This window comes from Shewanella oneidensis MR-1, from assembly GCF_000146165.2.
GTDB lineage: Bacteria > Pseudomonadota > Gammaproteobacteria > Enterobacterales > Shewanellaceae > Shewanella > Shewanella oneidensis.
Genome location: NC_004347.2, coordinates 4,069,058 through 4,082,701 on the forward strand (window position 1 = coordinate 4,069,058; position 13,644 = coordinate 4,082,701).

General features: G+C 47.9%; 15 protein-coding genes. 8 read left to right on the plus strand and 7 right to left on the minus strand.

Annotated elements, in window-relative coordinates; all coding sequences use genetic code 11:
• The first annotated feature begins 3 nt into the window (after nt 1–3).
• The 6 genes from hydB to hydF all read left to right on the plus strand — a co-directional run bounded on the left by hydB (nt 4) and on the right by hydF (nt 5,473).
• A complete protein-coding gene (gene hydB, locus SO_RS18250; protein WP_011073666.1) occupies nt 4–324 on the plus strand; it encodes an iron hydrogenase small subunit HydB in 321 nt (106 codons plus the stop codon).
• Between the two features lie 31 nt (nt 325–355).
• Nucleotides 356–1,021, plus strand: a complete 666-nt coding sequence (locus tag SO_RS18255) for a cytochrome b/b6 domain-containing protein (RefSeq protein ID WP_238560501.1) — start codon at nt 356–358, stop codon at nt 1,019–1,021.
• Nucleotides 1,022–1,090: 69 nt separating this feature from the next.
• Nucleotides 1,091–2,530, plus strand: a complete 1,440-nt coding sequence (gene hydG / locus SO_RS18260; protein ID WP_011073668.1) for a [FeFe] hydrogenase H-cluster radical SAM maturase HydG — start codon at nt 1,091–1,093, stop codon at nt 2,528–2,530.
• On the plus strand, nt 2,531–3,172 hold the full coding sequence (locus SO_RS18265; RefSeq protein WP_011073669.1) for a hypothetical protein: 642 nt from the start codon (nt 2,531–2,533) through the stop codon (nt 3,170–3,172).
• Nucleotides 3,169–4,248: a [FeFe] hydrogenase H-cluster radical SAM maturase HydE gene (gene hydE / locus SO_RS18270; protein ID WP_011073670.1), complete on the plus strand. Its 1,080-nt coding sequence runs from the start codon at nt 3,169–3,171 to the stop codon at nt 4,246–4,248. Before SO_RS18265 ends, hydE begins: the two co-directional genes overlap by 4 nt.
• Nucleotides 4,232–5,473 carry a [FeFe] hydrogenase H-cluster maturation GTPase HydF gene (hydF, locus tag SO_RS18275; RefSeq protein ID WP_164925770.1) on the plus strand — a complete coding sequence of 414 codons (1,242 nt, stop codon included), beginning with the start codon at nt 4,232–4,234 and terminating at the stop codon, nt 5,471–5,473. Before hydE ends, hydF begins: the two co-directional genes overlap by 17 nt.
• A 159-nt stretch (nt 5,474–5,632) precedes the next feature.
• Here hydF and rplI read toward each other — a convergent pair whose 3' ends face one another.
• Genes rplI through rpsF form a run of 4 tightly spaced genes read right to left on the minus strand, consistent with a single transcriptional unit; the run spans nt 5,633 to nt 7,070 of the window.
• Entirely contained in the window at nt 5,633–6,085 is a 453-nt protein-coding gene (gene rplI, locus SO_RS18280) for a 50S ribosomal protein L9 (RefSeq protein WP_011073672.1), read from the minus strand.
• Between the two features lie 36 nt (nt 6,086–6,121).
• Nucleotides 6,122–6,349 (minus strand): 30S ribosomal protein S18, encoded by a 228-nt coding sequence (gene rpsR / locus SO_RS18285; protein WP_006083042.1) that lies wholly within the window; start codon nt 6,347–6,349, stop codon nt 6,122–6,124.
• 11 nt (nt 6,350–6,360) lie between these two features.
• Nucleotides 6,361–6,666, minus strand: a complete 306-nt coding sequence (gene priB, locus SO_RS18290) for a primosomal replication protein N (RefSeq protein ID WP_011073673.1) — start codon at nt 6,664–6,666, stop codon at nt 6,361–6,363.
• Between the two features lie 8 nt (nt 6,667–6,674).
• Nucleotides 6,675–7,070, minus strand: a complete 396-nt coding sequence (rpsF, locus tag SO_RS18295; RefSeq protein ID WP_011073674.1) for a 30S ribosomal protein S6 — start codon at nt 7,068–7,070, stop codon at nt 6,675–6,677.
• 212 nt (nt 7,071–7,282) lie between these two features.
• Between rpsF and SO_RS18300 the strand changes: the two genes are divergently transcribed.
• On the plus strand, nt 7,283–8,026 hold the full coding sequence (locus tag SO_RS18300) for a DUF481 domain-containing protein (RefSeq protein ID WP_011073675.1): 744 nt from the start codon (nt 7,283–7,285) through the stop codon (nt 8,024–8,026).
• A gap of 211 nt (nt 8,027–8,237) precedes the next feature.
• Nucleotides 8,238–9,662, plus strand: a complete 1,425-nt coding sequence (locus tag SO_RS18305; RefSeq protein WP_011073676.1) for an MFS transporter — start codon at nt 8,238–8,240, stop codon at nt 9,660–9,662.
• A 71-nt stretch (nt 9,663–9,733) separates the two neighbouring features.
• Here SO_RS18305 and rlmB read toward each other — a convergent pair whose 3' ends face one another.
• The 3 genes from rlmB to motX are packed head-to-tail and all read right to left on the minus strand — an operon-like array spanning nt 9,734 to nt 13,598.
• Complete coding sequence (gene rlmB / locus SO_RS18310) at nt 9,734–10,474, minus strand: 23S rRNA (guanosine(2251)-2'-O)-methyltransferase RlmB (protein ID WP_011073677.1); 741 nt, start codon at nt 10,472–10,474, stop codon at nt 9,734–9,736.
• The gene (rnr, locus tag SO_RS18315) at nt 10,475–12,901 is read right to left on the minus strand and encodes a ribonuclease R (protein ID WP_011073678.1); all 2,427 of its coding nucleotides are present in this window, start codon (nt 12,899–12,901) and stop codon (nt 10,475–10,477) included.
• A 40-nt stretch (nt 12,902–12,941) separates the two neighbouring features.
• Nucleotides 12,942–13,598: a flagellar protein MotX gene (gene motX, locus SO_RS18320; RefSeq protein ID WP_011073679.1), complete on the minus strand. Its 657-nt coding sequence runs from the start codon at nt 13,596–13,598 to the stop codon at nt 12,942–12,944.
• Nucleotides 13,599–13,644 lie beyond the last annotated feature (46 nt).

Genomic DNA, 13,644 nt, shown 5'->3' on the forward strand with positions numbered 1-13,644 from the left:
GAAATGAACAAGAAAAAACACCTATTTGCCGAGGACAGTTTCTTTCTGTCACGCCGTAAATTTATGGCTGTCGGTGCCGCGTTTGTGGCCGCACTCGCGATCCCCATCGGCTGGTTTACCAGCAAGCTTGAACGCCGTAATGAGTACATTAAGGCCAGAAGCCAAGGGCTATACAAGGACGACAGCCTAGCAAAAACCCGCGTCAGCCATGCTAACCCCGCGGTAGAAAAGTACTACAAAGAATTCGGTGGCGAGCCATTAGGACATATGTCCCACGAGCTACTGCACACCCACTTTGTCGATCGCACCAAATTAAGCTCTTGATTGGAGATGAGAAATGCATCAAGAACATGATATGAGACCCATTTTAAAACATCCGCTAAACGTCAGGATTTTCCACTACATTCTGCTGCTCAGCTTTTTGCCATTAGCCGCAACAGGTTTGCTATTGTTTTTTAAACCGCTTTCCCAAGAAGGTATGCAGCTAACCTATGATGTGCACATCATTGCGGGGATTGTTATGGCCCTCGATGCCGTGGCATTTACCATCATGGCATTTGACCGAGTGGTACTGTTCATCGCCCGCGTGTTTAGCTTCTCAGGGCGTGATGTGAAATGGTTTATGGTGTTAGGCGGCTACCCACAGAAATTCTTACTGGGTAAAAAAGTACCTATTCCACCGATGAACAAATACAACTCAGGCCAAAAACTCTTTGGTGCCTGCGTACTGATTGGCGGCACAGTGCTTATCCTCTCCGGTTTAGTGCTGTGGTTCATTCCCCACGCTGCGCCGCGGGATATAGTGTGGTTTTTAGGTCAGGCCCATTTAGTGTCAGGCTTAGTGTTAACCGCCTTCTTGCCCGTGCATTTATTCCTTGCTGTGTACCGCTTTGATGATTTCAAGGCCATGATGATCCACGGTAATGTGCCTTACCATGATGCCGCTGAGTACACCCCTCTGTGGGTTAAAAATGAAATTGCCCCCGTCGCCACTAACGGTGAACAACTGACAAGCAAATAGCTAAGTCCCCTGCGGCAGTTGCTCACAACTGCCGCATTTTCGCATTCATACTCAAGGGCATAGATAACCATGAGCACACACGAGCATCACTCCATTACACTTTCGGACTACAATCCCAACGTCAACTTTATCGACGATAAAGCGATTTGGCAGACCATTGAAGACGCCAGTGATCCAAGTCGCGAGCAAGTTCTCGCCATTCTCGACAAGGCGCGCCAGTGTGAAGGCTTAAGCATTAGCGAGACCGCCCTTTTGCTGCAAAACCAAGATAAGACCTTGGATGAAATGCTTTTTAGCGTCGCCCGTGAGATTAAAAACACTATTTACGGCAACCGTATTGTGATGTTTGCACCGCTGTATGTATCGAATCATTGCGCCAACAGTTGTAGTTATTGCGGCTTTAACGCCGATAACCATGAGCTCAAACGTAAAACCTTAAAACAGGATGAGATCCGCCAAGAGGTTGCGATCCTTGAAGAAATGGGCCACAAGCGGATCCTTGCAGTCTATGGCGAACATCCTCGCAACAATGTGCAAGCCATTGTTGAAAGTATTCAAACCATGTACAGCGTTAAGCAGGGCAAGGGCGGAGAAATACGCCGTATCAACGTCAACTGCGCGCCAATGAGTGTGGAGGACTTTAAGCAACTTAAAACCGCGGCGATAGGCACTTATCAATGCTTCCAAGAAACCTATCATCAAGACACCTACAGCCAAGTCCATCTTAAAGGTAAAAAAACCGACTTTTTATACCGCCTCTACGCCATGCACAGGGCGATGGAAGCAGGAATTGACGATGTCGGCATTGGCGCCCTCTTTGGCCTGTATGATCATAGATTCGAGCTCCTTGCCATGCTCACCCATGTTCAGCAACTCGAAAAAGACTGTGGCGTTGGCCCACACACTATCTCCTTTCCGCGGATTGAACCCGCCCATGGCTCTGCTATCAGTGAAAAGCCGCCCTATGAGGTCGATGATGACTGCTTTAAGCGCATTGTTGCCATCACTCGCCTTGCCGTGCCTTATACAGGGTTAATTATGAGCACGCGGGAAAGTGCAGCGCTGCGCAAAGAACTATTAGAACTCGGGGTTTCACAAATCAGCGCAGGCTCGCGTACCGCGCCGGGTGGATATCAAGACAGCAAACAAAATCAACATGATGCCGAGCAATTCAGCCTTGGTGACCACCGAGAAATGGACGAAATCATCTATGAATTAGTCACCGACTCGGATGCCATCCCCTCCTTCTGCACTGGCTGTTACCGCAAAGGGCGAACTGGCGATCATTTTATGGGATTAGCCAAACAGCAGTTTATTGGTAAATTCTGCCAGCCCAATGCATTGATCACCTTTAAGGAATATTTGAACGATTACGCCAGTGAAAAGACCCGCGAGGCTGGCAATGCGCTGATAGAGCGAGAGCTGGCTAAAATGAGCCCGTCACGGGCACGCAATGTGCGCGGCTGTTTGCAAAAAACCGATGCGGGTGAACGGGATATCTATCTGTAAATGGCATCTTATTTATTTTCTGAGCCCGGCGTGCAGTTGCATTTTGGCCTTAACACTAACGCCTTACTGAATGCGATAAAACGCGCTGATGCAATCGTGCTACACGCGGCGATTTACAGTAATTTTGCCGATAATGCCGTGGGGCAATTGTTATTACAGCGGCTACAAAACGCCAGCTTAAAACAACTCACCCTGATTAAACTCGAACCCACCCGTCCGTGGCAGGATGAGTTTGCCACCATCCTAAGGCCCGAGATGCCGCTGCAGGACATTGAGCAGCTGTATGATATTTCCCGCCACTGGTGCGCCGAGCTTAAAACGCAGTTTCCAGAGGCAGTCAATCTCATGTCGACCCAAGCGTTACCACTGCAACCCATACTGCTGATTGGCGATAAACTCTTTATTGGTCACTACGCCCACAGTAATTGCACCTCGGCTCAAGGACTTTGGCTGGAGTTTGATATCCTTGGTTTAGGCATTGCGCCAAACACCTTAATCGATTGGTTTGATACTGGCGTCCCCAGTGAGCAAAACTCAGCGGTGGCAATTGCCCTTGGCCGTTATGTTGAAGAATGCCGCCGCGCAGTGGGCGATCTTTGGTATCAGAGCTTGATTGAGCTAGATAAAGGGTTTAACAGATGATCACTCGCCCTAGCCCGCCGGCGCCAGTCACTCAGCCAACGTCCGTTAAACCGACGTTGCTTAACACAGTGTTTTCCTATGCCGAAATCCTTTCGCTACTTCAGGGGCAAGACGACGAATGGCTATTTAGTCGCGCAAAGCTCGCCACTGAGTTGGAATTTAATCAACAGGTGTATTTACGCGGCATTGTCGAATTTTCGAATCACTGTCGTAACCACTGCCATTACTGTGGTTTACGCACCGAAAATCGGCAGGTAACACGCTATCGGCTCTCGAACGAAGAAATCCTTAACGCAGTGGATAGCATAGCCGAGCTGGGACTAGGTACTGTGGTGCTGCAATCGGGGGATGACTTTAACTACAGCGGCAATCGTATTAGTACCCTTATTACTGAAATTAAACGTCACCACAATCTAGCAATCACTCTGTCACTGGGTGATCGCAAACATCAAGAGCTGGAAAAATGGCGCGAAGCGGGCGCAGATCGCTATTTGCTCAAAATGGAAACCTTCGACCGCGCCCTCTTTGCTCAGTGTCGCCCTAAAGCCAATTTTGACGAGCGCATTGCAAGGCTCAATTATCTTAAGTCACTGGGATATCAAACTGGCTCAGGAATTATTGTCGATTTACCGGGAATGACGGATGCAATCTTAGCCCGTGATATTCAGCATTTATCTGAGTTGCAGCTCGATATGCTCGCCTGCGGCCCCTTTATCGCCCATCACCAAACGCCGTTTACGACTTCGCCCAATGGCAGCGCGCTTAAGAGTCACAGGGTGAGCGCTATTTTGCGACTGATGAATCCGGGGGCGAATATTCCCGCCACCAGTTCACTCGACGCCCTCGATAAGGGCGCAAGAGAGCAGGCACTCAAACGGGGATGTAATGTGATTATGCCTTCCTTTACACCAACAAAGGTCAGTGGCGATTACAGCATCTATCCAGGAAAAAACCAGCAGCAACACCCCGCAGCAGAGCGACTTAACCAAGTCTGCCAGCAAATTCAACGCCATGGGCTAATACCCTCCTTTAGCCGTGGTGATTCAAAAAGGACTCAATATGTGTCAAGGCATTAATCCACAAGAACATTCCCAAGCCCAATCGGCGCCAAGAGGGATGCGTTACCATATCGCCTTGGTCGGGCGGCGTAATTCGGGGAAATCCTCCTTACTCAATATGCTTGCAGGGCAGCAAATCTCGATAGTATCCGATATAAAAGGCACGACGACAGATGCCGTGGCCAAGGCTTATGAGTTACAGCCCTTGGGACCTGTAACCTTTTACGATACCGCTGGCATCGACGATGAAGGGACATTAGGTGCAATGCGAGTGAGCGCCACTCGTAGAGTGTTGTTCCGCTCCGATATGGCACTCTTAGTCGTTGATGAGCAGGGACTATGCCCCTCAGACATGGCATTAATAGACGAAATACGCCAATTGCAGATGCCAATACTTATGGTATTCAATAAGGCCGATATCTGCACACCCAAAGCTGAGGATATTGCCTTTTGCCAGAATCAATCCTTACCCTTTATTGTCGTTTCTGCCGCCACAGGTCTTGCGGGTAAACAGCTTAAGCAGTTGATGGTCGAATTAGCGCCCGCGGAATATAAGCAGGAGCCGCTCCTAGCGGGCGACCTCTATCAAGCGGGGGACGTTATTCTCTGCGTCGTCCCTATCGATATGGCCGCACCTAAAGGGCGTCTGATCTTGCCACAGGTGCAAATACTGCGTGAGGCGCTCGATCGCAGCGCGATCGCTATGGTCGTCAAAGAAACAGAACTCGCGCAGGCATTATCTGTCGTTACGCCTAAACTGGTGATTTCCGACGCCCAAGCGATTAAGCAAGTCGCCGCCATCGTGCCAGACGCCGTCCCTCTCACCACCTTCTCGACCCTGTTTGCCCGTTTTAAAGGCGATTTAGCTGCACTCGCCACTGGAGCTGATGCCCTAGATACTCTGCAAGATGGCGACAAAGTGCTGATCAGTGAAGCCTGTAGCCACAATGTACAGGAAGATGATATTGGCCGAGTTAAACTCCCCCGCTGGATCAATAGCTACACAGGCAAACAACTCGAGTTTGTAGTCACATCAGGACACGACTTTCCCAATGATTTAGAGCAATATGCCCTCGTTATTCACTGCGGCGCTTGTATGTTTAATCGCAATGAAATGCTCCGTCGCATCCGCGAATGTCAACGGCGGCAGGTGCCCATCACTAACTATGGGGTGGCGATTTCTAAATTACAGGGCGTGCTGCCTCGAGTGCTTACGCCTTTTAACCGCAATCCTCAGCAATAGCACATGTGTTTTAGCGTCTGGCTTGGCTGCACTCAAGTGGCAAAGCCTGATTAGCGTTAATACGTAACAAACAGCTACTCACACAGCAATATCTGCTAAATCACACCCATAAAAAAACACCGCCTAGGCGGTGTTTTTTTAGTTTAAAGCAGTTTGTAATTAAGCTTCTGCAACGATAGAAACTTTAACAACAGCTTTAACTTCAGTGTGTAACTGAACTTCAACTTCGAAGTCGCCAGTAGTACGCAGAGCGCCTAATGGTAAACGAACTTCTGATTTAGCCAGTTCAACGCCAGCTGCAGTTACTGCATCAGCGATGTCGCGGTTGCCAACTGAACCAAACAGTTTGCCTTCATCACCAGCTTTAGAAGCAATAACAACAGCTTCCAGGGCAGCGATTTTCTCAGCACGTTGGTTAGCAGCAGCCAGATCAGCAGCTAATTTAGCTTCTAATTCAGCGCGACGAGCTTCAAATACTTTAACGTTGCTTTCGTTAGCAACAACAGCTTTACCTTGTGGCAGCAGGTAGTTACGAGCGTAACCAGCTTTAACTGCAACTTGGTCACCCAGGTTACCCAGGTTAGCGATTTTATCAAGCAGAATAACGTTCATTATCAAATCCTCTATATTCGATTAGGAATACTGCAATTACTGATGTAAATCAGTGTATGGCAGTAGAGAAAGATAACGAGCACGCTTGATAGCGCGAGCTAGTTGACGCTGATATTTAGCACTAGTACCAGTGATACGGCTTGGAACGATTTTGCCGCTTTCAGTGATGTAGTTCTTTAAAGTAACGATATCTTTGTAATCAATTTCTGCAACACCTTCAGCGGTGAAACGGCAGAACTTGCGACGACGGAAATAACGTGCCATTTGACAGTCTCCTAAGTTTTCAATTCGACATTTTCGGCATGGATGACTAAGCGATTTTGGCCATTTCGCCCCTGTTGAAGCGTCATAAAACCTTGAACTTGCACTTCCACACCTGCTTTCAGATTATCTGCAACGCTTTCAAAGCGCGGGCCACTCAAAATCACTTGTATTTGAACGTAGACATTGCGAAGCATATCTGCTTCATAACGCTGCGATTTGTGTTCTAGCATGATTACACTATGTGCAATGCCTGCTGGGCTTTTAAAGCGTCTGGAACGAGTTATCGTTCCTGACAACACCAAGTTATTGGTGGTCACAGATAAACTTACTCAGCGATTTCTTCAGCGTTAGCTTCATCATATGAGCGGTCGCCAGCTGGGCCACGACGTGAATCGCGCTCATCTTTAGCTTTCGCCATTGGAGATGCTTCGGTGATGGCACCTTTAGTACGCATTACCATGTTACGCAGAACTGCGTCGTTGAAACGGAAAGCAGTTTCTAGCTCTTCAATCGTCTCTGCTGGTGCTTCAACGTTCATCAGAACGTAGTGAGCTTTGTGCAGGTCTTGGATTGGGTAAGCCAGTTGACGACGGCCCCAATCTTCTAAACGGTGGATTTTGCCGTTAGCTTCGGTGATTGCACCGGTGTAACGCTCAATCATACCTGGTACTTGTTCACTTTGATCTGGGTGAACCATAAATACGATTTCGTAATGACGCATTTATTGCTCCTTACGGTTATGTAGCCTCGTTATTGGCTCAGTCAGACCAAATGGAGGCAAGGAACGAAAATAGTGACTGATTTGAGCGCGAAATAGTACAGAAAGCAGACGTGAAACTCAAGCAATAACTTTGCCTCCCCCTTCAATACGGGTATGATGACGTCTCACTCCTATCCGGATATCAGACATAAGCCAAGCAAGAATACCTGACAATGCTAAAATTTATCGCACCAAGCAGCCTTTTTTTTATTTCATTTCAATCTGTTGCTCTTGTCCCTCCTGATTATAAGGAGCCTGCGAATGATTTTACTGCAGAAGTCGAAGCCGGTTTGCAATTGAACATGGGTAATACCGAATCCAGCAGTTTTAATGGTCGTACTCAACTGATTTTCGATACCAAGCAAACAAAGCAAGAGGCAGTATTAAAGGCTTATTTTGCATCAGAAAAAAACCAAACCACTTCTGAAAAATATGAACTGCAGTTACAAAGTAACTATAAACTCGATCGAGGTTATATTTTTGGCCGGGGAGATTTTACGTGGGATCAGTTCGGTAGCTACACGAAAATATCAATATTTTCTATTGGTTATGGTTTTGATGCACTCAACAGTTACCGAACAAAACTGAGCCTCGAAGTCGGTCCTGGTTATCGTTATAACTTACCAACCGAATCACTTGCCGAATCCAATCCCGAGGCTGAAAAAGACGTCATTTTACGTACTGCGGCGAAGGTATCCCAAAAACTTCAGGAATACACCAGTATCAATGCCGATTTGACTGCCGAAGTGGGCGATAAGAACAATACCTTAACCTTAGACATGAACTATAAAAATCTTGTATTTCAAGACTGGGCTTTCAAAATCGGCGTTAACATTAAATACACAGAGGAAGTACCTGAGGACAGCAAGCATACCGACACTATCACGACCTTCAATTTACTCTATACCTTTAGATAACCGTCAGCATCACTAAGACTGCGTTTAGCAAATGATAAGGGTGACATAGAGCCATGATGTTGCTCTGAGGTTTTTGATTAAGTGACTCAGGCACAAAAATGAAAAATTAATCGACATTTACCAACAATTTGCAACACAGTTTAGACATCAACTGCTGATATAATATGAACATTTTTATGTACGTGAATGTGTTGGTATTCTGGAGTTGTAGATGGCTAATCAGCTGCGCACTTTTGCCTCTTTATATAGTACGACCCTTTTGACTGTGCTCGCGGGTGGCTTACTGACCACCTACTTAGGTCTGCGTCTCTCTGTGATACATGTTCCACAGCTATGGATTGGCGGCATGATGTCAGCGTACTATGTCGGCCTTGTTGCAGGTTCTAAGATAGGCCATCGACTAATAGCACAAGTGGGCCATATCCGCGCCTTTGTCGCCAGTGCGGGGATTGTCGCCGCCTGCGCGCTTGGCCACGCACTCGTGGATCAATTAGCGGTTTGGCTCCTATTAAGACTGATTGTCGGCATGGGCATGATGTGTCAATACATGGTGCTCGAAAGTTGGCTCAATGAGCAGGCAGAAAGTAGCCAACGCGGTACAGTGTTTGCCAGCTACATGATCGTCTCGTACTTCGGCTTGATATTAGGCCAAGGTGCCATCAGCCTGTATCCCGAATTAGGTCTAGAGCCACTATTGCTGATAGCCATTTGCTTCGCCCTATGCATAGTTCCGATTTCTTTAACGCGGCGAATTCACCCCGCGCCACTGGTGCCTGCACCCTTAAAAATCGCTCACTATTGGCAAAAGGCTCCGCAAGCACTGACCACCATCGCCATCGGCAGCATGATTGTCGGATCTTTTTACGGTCTCGCACCCGCCTATGCGAGCAATCTTGGTCTGCCTCCAGAAAAAGTCGCCACCTACATGACCGCGACAATTTTAGCCGGTCTACTTGCCCAATGGCCAATGGGAAAATTATCCGACATTATGTCCCGTAGCCGACTTATCCGTATTAACTGCGTGCTGCTTGGGATCTTAGCCTTAGGCATCGCCCTCACTCCATATCATCCAACAGTCTCACTGGTGATGACGTTTCTATTCGGTATCCTAGGCTTTACCTTTTACCCCTTAGCAACCGCACTGGCGAACTCCCGTGTCGAGCAAAGTGAAAGGGTTGGACTGTCGGCAACCATTTTGCTCACCTTTGGCATGGGCGCCAGTATCGGCCCGCTTATCGCCTCGACCCTCATGCAATGGTTTGGTAACAGTATGCTCTACGGTTTTATGTCGGCCTGTACTGTAATCCTGTTTTTACGACTACGTTATGTTCACTCGCAGCAAAAGGCCGAAACGAATGTCACCCAAGACTATATGATGGCAACCGGTGACTTAGTCTCATCACCACTGGCCGCAGCGCTCGATCCGAGGGTAGATGTAGAATCGGTTCAGGAACACATGACACCGACACCGCAGGAAGATCAAGAAGATTTAGGTGCCGATACCAATGAAGATGCTGAAAATGACAACGAGCACCAACTCACATTCGAGTTTCAATTTGACCCCGAGCCAGCTTTCATCCCTGAGGTTGAAAACCAAGTCACAGCGCACAATCTTGATGCAGTGAAAACCAGCTAACAAATTGAGTGGACAGATTTTTACGCAATAAAAAAGACGGGCTAGCCCGTCTTTTCTGCAAATGATCTTGATTAACTACGGCGCTGACGCACGGCTTCGAACAAACAAATGCCCGTCGCCACTGACACGTTTAAACTAGAAACACTACCCGACATCGGAATAGAGACTAAAGTATCACAACACTCACGGCTGAGGCGGCGTAAGCCTTTGCCTTCGGCGCCCATCGCAATAGCTAATGGCCCTTTAAGATCGGCTTGATACAATTCACAATCCGCCTCACCCGCCGTACCGACAATCCACACACCCTTTTCCTGTAGATGACGCATAGTACGGGCTAGGTTAGTCACTTGGAATAACGGCACGGTTTCAGCAGCGCCACAAGCAACCTTACTGACCACTGCCGTTAAGCCAACGGAGTTATCCTTTGGCACAATAATACCCTGCACGCCCGCCGCATCGGCGTTACGTAAGCAAGCACCTAGATTGTGCGGGTCAGTCACGCCATCTAAAATCAATAAAAACGGTAAATCAGTCTTAGCTAACAGCTCATCTAAGTCATGCTCAGCCAAGATTTTTGCCGCTTTCACACGGGCAACAATGCCTTGGTGCTGAGTACTTTCGGCTTTCTCGTCCAACACTTTGCGTGAAGTCACTTGAATACTCGTGCCAAAGGCTTTCGCTTGGCGGATCAGCGGAGTTAAACGCTCATCCTCACGGCCCTGCAACAACCAAAGTTCGATAATGCGCTCAGGGCTATGCTTTAACAGGGCTTCAACTGCGTGGATCCCAAAAATAATATCTTGTTTTTTCATTTACTTCTTTCTCGTGCTCCGCTTCGCGGCCTTTGGCTTTTTCGCCGTATCTTTTACGCTTTTCTTAGGCTTAGTGCCCGCTTTTGACTTGGACTTGCTCGCCGCTTTTCCTGAACCCGCTTTAGACTTAGCCCCAGACGATTTAGCCGTTTTGGCCATTTTCGCACCTTCGCGATTAACACGCTCACGGGCCGTCATAGGTTTATCACGACTCGGCGCAGCCTTGCGGCGTCCACCTTTGCCACTATCGCCGAGCATCATTAAGTCTATCTGTCTATCATCCAAGTTTACCGCGGCCACTTTAACCGTGACGGGGTCGCCCACCTGATAGACTTGTCCGGTATGCTCGCCAATCAAACGCTGACGCATAGGATCAAATTGATAATAATCGCTGCCAAGGCTAGAAATATGCACTAAGCCATCGATAAATAAGTCATTTAAGCGAACGAATAAACCAAAGTTAGTGACAGAGGCAATCACGGCCTCAAAGGTGTCACCCACATGGTCCTGCATAAATTCACATTTCAGCCAGTCACTTACATCACGGGTAGCCTCGTCGGCGCGGCGCTCAGTAGTAGAACATTCTTCGCCTAATTGGTCTAACTCATCGAGTTGATAGTGGTAGCCACCATCTGGAGTCCATTTTTCATTGGCTTCGCCCTTTTCCTTCGCCAACAAATAGCGGATAACACGGTGAAGCACCAAATCCGGATAACGGCGAATTGGCGAGGTAAAATGTGCGTATTCTTCCAGTGCTAAACCAAAATGGCCTTCATTATCAGGCGTGTAGATAGCTTGGCGCATTGATCGCAGCAACATCACTTGAATGAGTTCAGCATCGGGGCGATCGGCAATCTGCAACATCACATTTTGGTAATCCGCCGGCGTCGGCTCAAGTCCACCGCCCATGCTTAAGCCGCGCTCGGCCAAAAACTCTTTAAAGTTAGCCAGTTTTTGCTCTGAGGGCGACTCATGCACTCGATAAAGGATTTCACCCTTATGCTTTTTCACAAACTTAGCAGCCGATACGTTGGCCAAAATCATACATTCTTCAATGATTTTATGAGCTTGATTTCGAGCTCTTGGCACAATCTTATCGATCTTGCGCTGGTCGTTAAAAATAAACTGCGTTTCTATCGTCTCAAATGCTATCGCACCGCGCTCGGCGCGCTGTTCATCAAGCGCTAAATAAAGCGACTGTAAGCATTGAAGATGCACAAAGAGTGCTTCATGTTCAGGCGCAATCGGCCCGCCTTCGAGCATGGCTGCAACTTGGGTGTAAGTAAAACGCGCGTGTGAATGCATCACCGCCGGATAAAATTTATAACCCGACAGCTTACCACGGGCTGAAATCGTCATTTCAGCAACCATACAGAGGCGGTCTACATGGGGATTGAGTGAACACAAGCCGTTAGAGATCTTCTCCGGCAGCATTGGGATCACTTGCGACGGGAAGTACACCGAGTTACCACGGGCGCGTGCTTCGGTATCTAAGGCTGAATCGGTGCGTACATAGTAACTAACATCCGCAATCGCCACCCACAGACGCCAGCCACCACTAGGCTTGACTTCGGCATATACCGCATCGTCAAAGTCGCGGGCATCTTCACCATCAATCGTCACTAAAGGCAGACTGCGCAGATCGACACGACCGACTTTATCAGACTCAGTCACTTCATCGGGAATACGGCGCAGTTTCTTTTCAATTGCAGCCGACCACGTATGGGGAAGATCGTAATTACGCAGGGCAATTTCGATTTCCATTCCAGGCGCCATTTGTTTGCCGAGCACTTCGGTCACTTTACCTGCGGCTTTAACGAATCGACCGGGACGGCGGGTTAATTCCACCACCACCACATCGCCTTGACGGGCGCCATTGCGATCTTCGCTTGCAATTAAGATTTCTTGGGTAATGCGTTTATCATCGGCAATCACAAATGCCATGCCGCTATCGACATGGAATCGGCCAACAATCGCAGCACTTCGAGGCTGAATAAGTCGCACGATACGGGCTTCACGACGACCTTTACGGTCCATTCCGACCTTCTGCGCCAATACTTTATCGCCGTGGAAATACATCAACATATCACGGTTGGAGATAAATAAATCGTCGCCACCTTCGTCAGGTTTAAAGAAGCCATAGCCTTCTTTATGACCCAGCACTGTGCCAGAAATCAGATCCATTTTTTCAGGTAAGCCGTAGCTTTGACCGCGGGTAAACACCAATTCACCATCGCGCTCCATCGCCCGTAAACGACGACGCAGAGCTTCTAACTGCTCTTCATCATGGATCTGTAATGCAGCAGCAATGCTGTCACGGGTAATAGGTGATTTTTGAGAACGTAAGTACTCGATAATATACTCACGACTTGGGATAGGGTTTTCGTACTTATCCTGTTCACGCTCAAAATGAGGGTCTTTTATCATTCAATATCCAAAAATTTCTGTCTCAACGATTGGAGACATCTCAACGGGTTCGCAAGTGCTCTTGCTGGGCCCGCGCCACTGCACTGGCGGGCATTTTAGCTGCTAACACCTGCAGTAATGATAAGGCTTTTTTCTTCGTCGCCTCATCGGTAAATACATTGTTATATAACCAGTTATAGGCCATTTCGTAATCCCTTGGACTACCATAACCTTCACCGTACAAACGTACAAGCATCATTCGAGCAGCTAAACTACCGCTCGCTGCAGCTGGCAATAAATAATTGACTGCGCGGTCCTTATTGCGAATAACAAACTTACCCGTTTGATAATACTCGGCAAGTTTTACCATTGCCTCAGGACTCCCCTGCTCAGCCGCTTCACGCAGTAACGCCATCCCTTTGACAGCATTGGCTTTTACGCAGGTTCCGTGATTGAGCATTTCCCCCCACAAAAACTGATATAGGGGCTGTTTTAAGACTTCTGCACGCGCTTCAATATCTTGTACTAATTGGCACTCATCCTGTTTGACTTTTGCCAAATATTGTTCACTACGGATCATTTCAAGTAATTGTTCTTGAGAATAAATATCTACTGCTTGTGTCTCGGCAAAGCACATTGAAGATACTAAGGGCAGCAGCGCAAATAATGCAGTACGTAGCATAACGACTCTCAATGACAATAGGATGAATACTTGCATCGGCAGTATAACCTATTTCTTGAGCTCAAGCCGAATTTCTAACCAC

Bases quoted from the DNA above. Each gene is read 5' to 3' on its own strand.
- hydB (WP_011073666.1), top strand. From the start codon at position 4: ATGAACAAGAAAAAACACCTATTTGCCGAGGACAGTTTCTTTCTGTCA.
- SO_RS18255 (WP_238560501.1), top strand. From the start codon at position 356: ATGAGACCCATTTTAAAACATCCGCTAAACGTCAGGATTTTCCACTAC.
- hydG (WP_011073668.1), top strand. From the start codon at position 1,091: ATGAGCACACACGAGCATCACTCCATTACACTTTCGGACTACAATCCC.
- SO_RS18265 (WP_011073669.1), top strand. From the start codon at position 2,531: ATGGCATCTTATTTATTTTCTGAGCCCGGCGTGCAGTTGCATTTTGGC.
- hydE (WP_011073670.1), top strand. From the start codon at position 3,169: ATGATCACTCGCCCTAGCCCGCCGGCGCCAGTCACTCAGCCAACGTCC.
- hydF (WP_164925770.1), top strand. From the start codon at position 4,232: ATGTGTCAAGGCATTAATCCACAAGAACATTCCCAAGCCCAATCGGCG.
- rplI (WP_011073672.1), bottom strand. From the start codon at position 6,085: ATGAACGTTATTCTGCTTGATAAAATCGCTAACCTGGGTAACCTGGGT.
- rpsR (WP_006083042.1), bottom strand. From the start codon at position 6,349: ATGGCACGTTATTTCCGTCGTCGCAAGTTCTGCCGTTTCACCGCTGAA.
- rpsF (WP_011073674.1), bottom strand. From the start codon at position 7,070: ATGCGTCATTACGAAATCGTATTTATGGTTCACCCAGATCAAAGTGAA.
- SO_RS18300 (WP_011073675.1), top strand. From the start codon at position 7,283: ATGCTAAAATTTATCGCACCAAGCAGCCTTTTTTTTATTTCATTTCAA.
- SO_RS18305 (WP_011073676.1), top strand. From the start codon at position 8,238: ATGGCTAATCAGCTGCGCACTTTTGCCTCTTTATATAGTACGACCCTT.
- rlmB (WP_011073677.1), bottom strand. From the start codon at position 10,474: ATGAAAAAACAAGATATTATTTTTGGGATCCACGCAGTTGAAGCCCTG.
- rnr (WP_011073678.1), bottom strand. From the start codon at position 12,901: ATGATAAAAGACCCTCATTTTGAGCGTGAACAGGATAAGTACGAAAAC.
- motX (WP_011073679.1), bottom strand. From the start codon at position 13,598: ATGCAAGTATTCATCCTATTGTCATTGAGAGTCGTTATGCTACGTACT.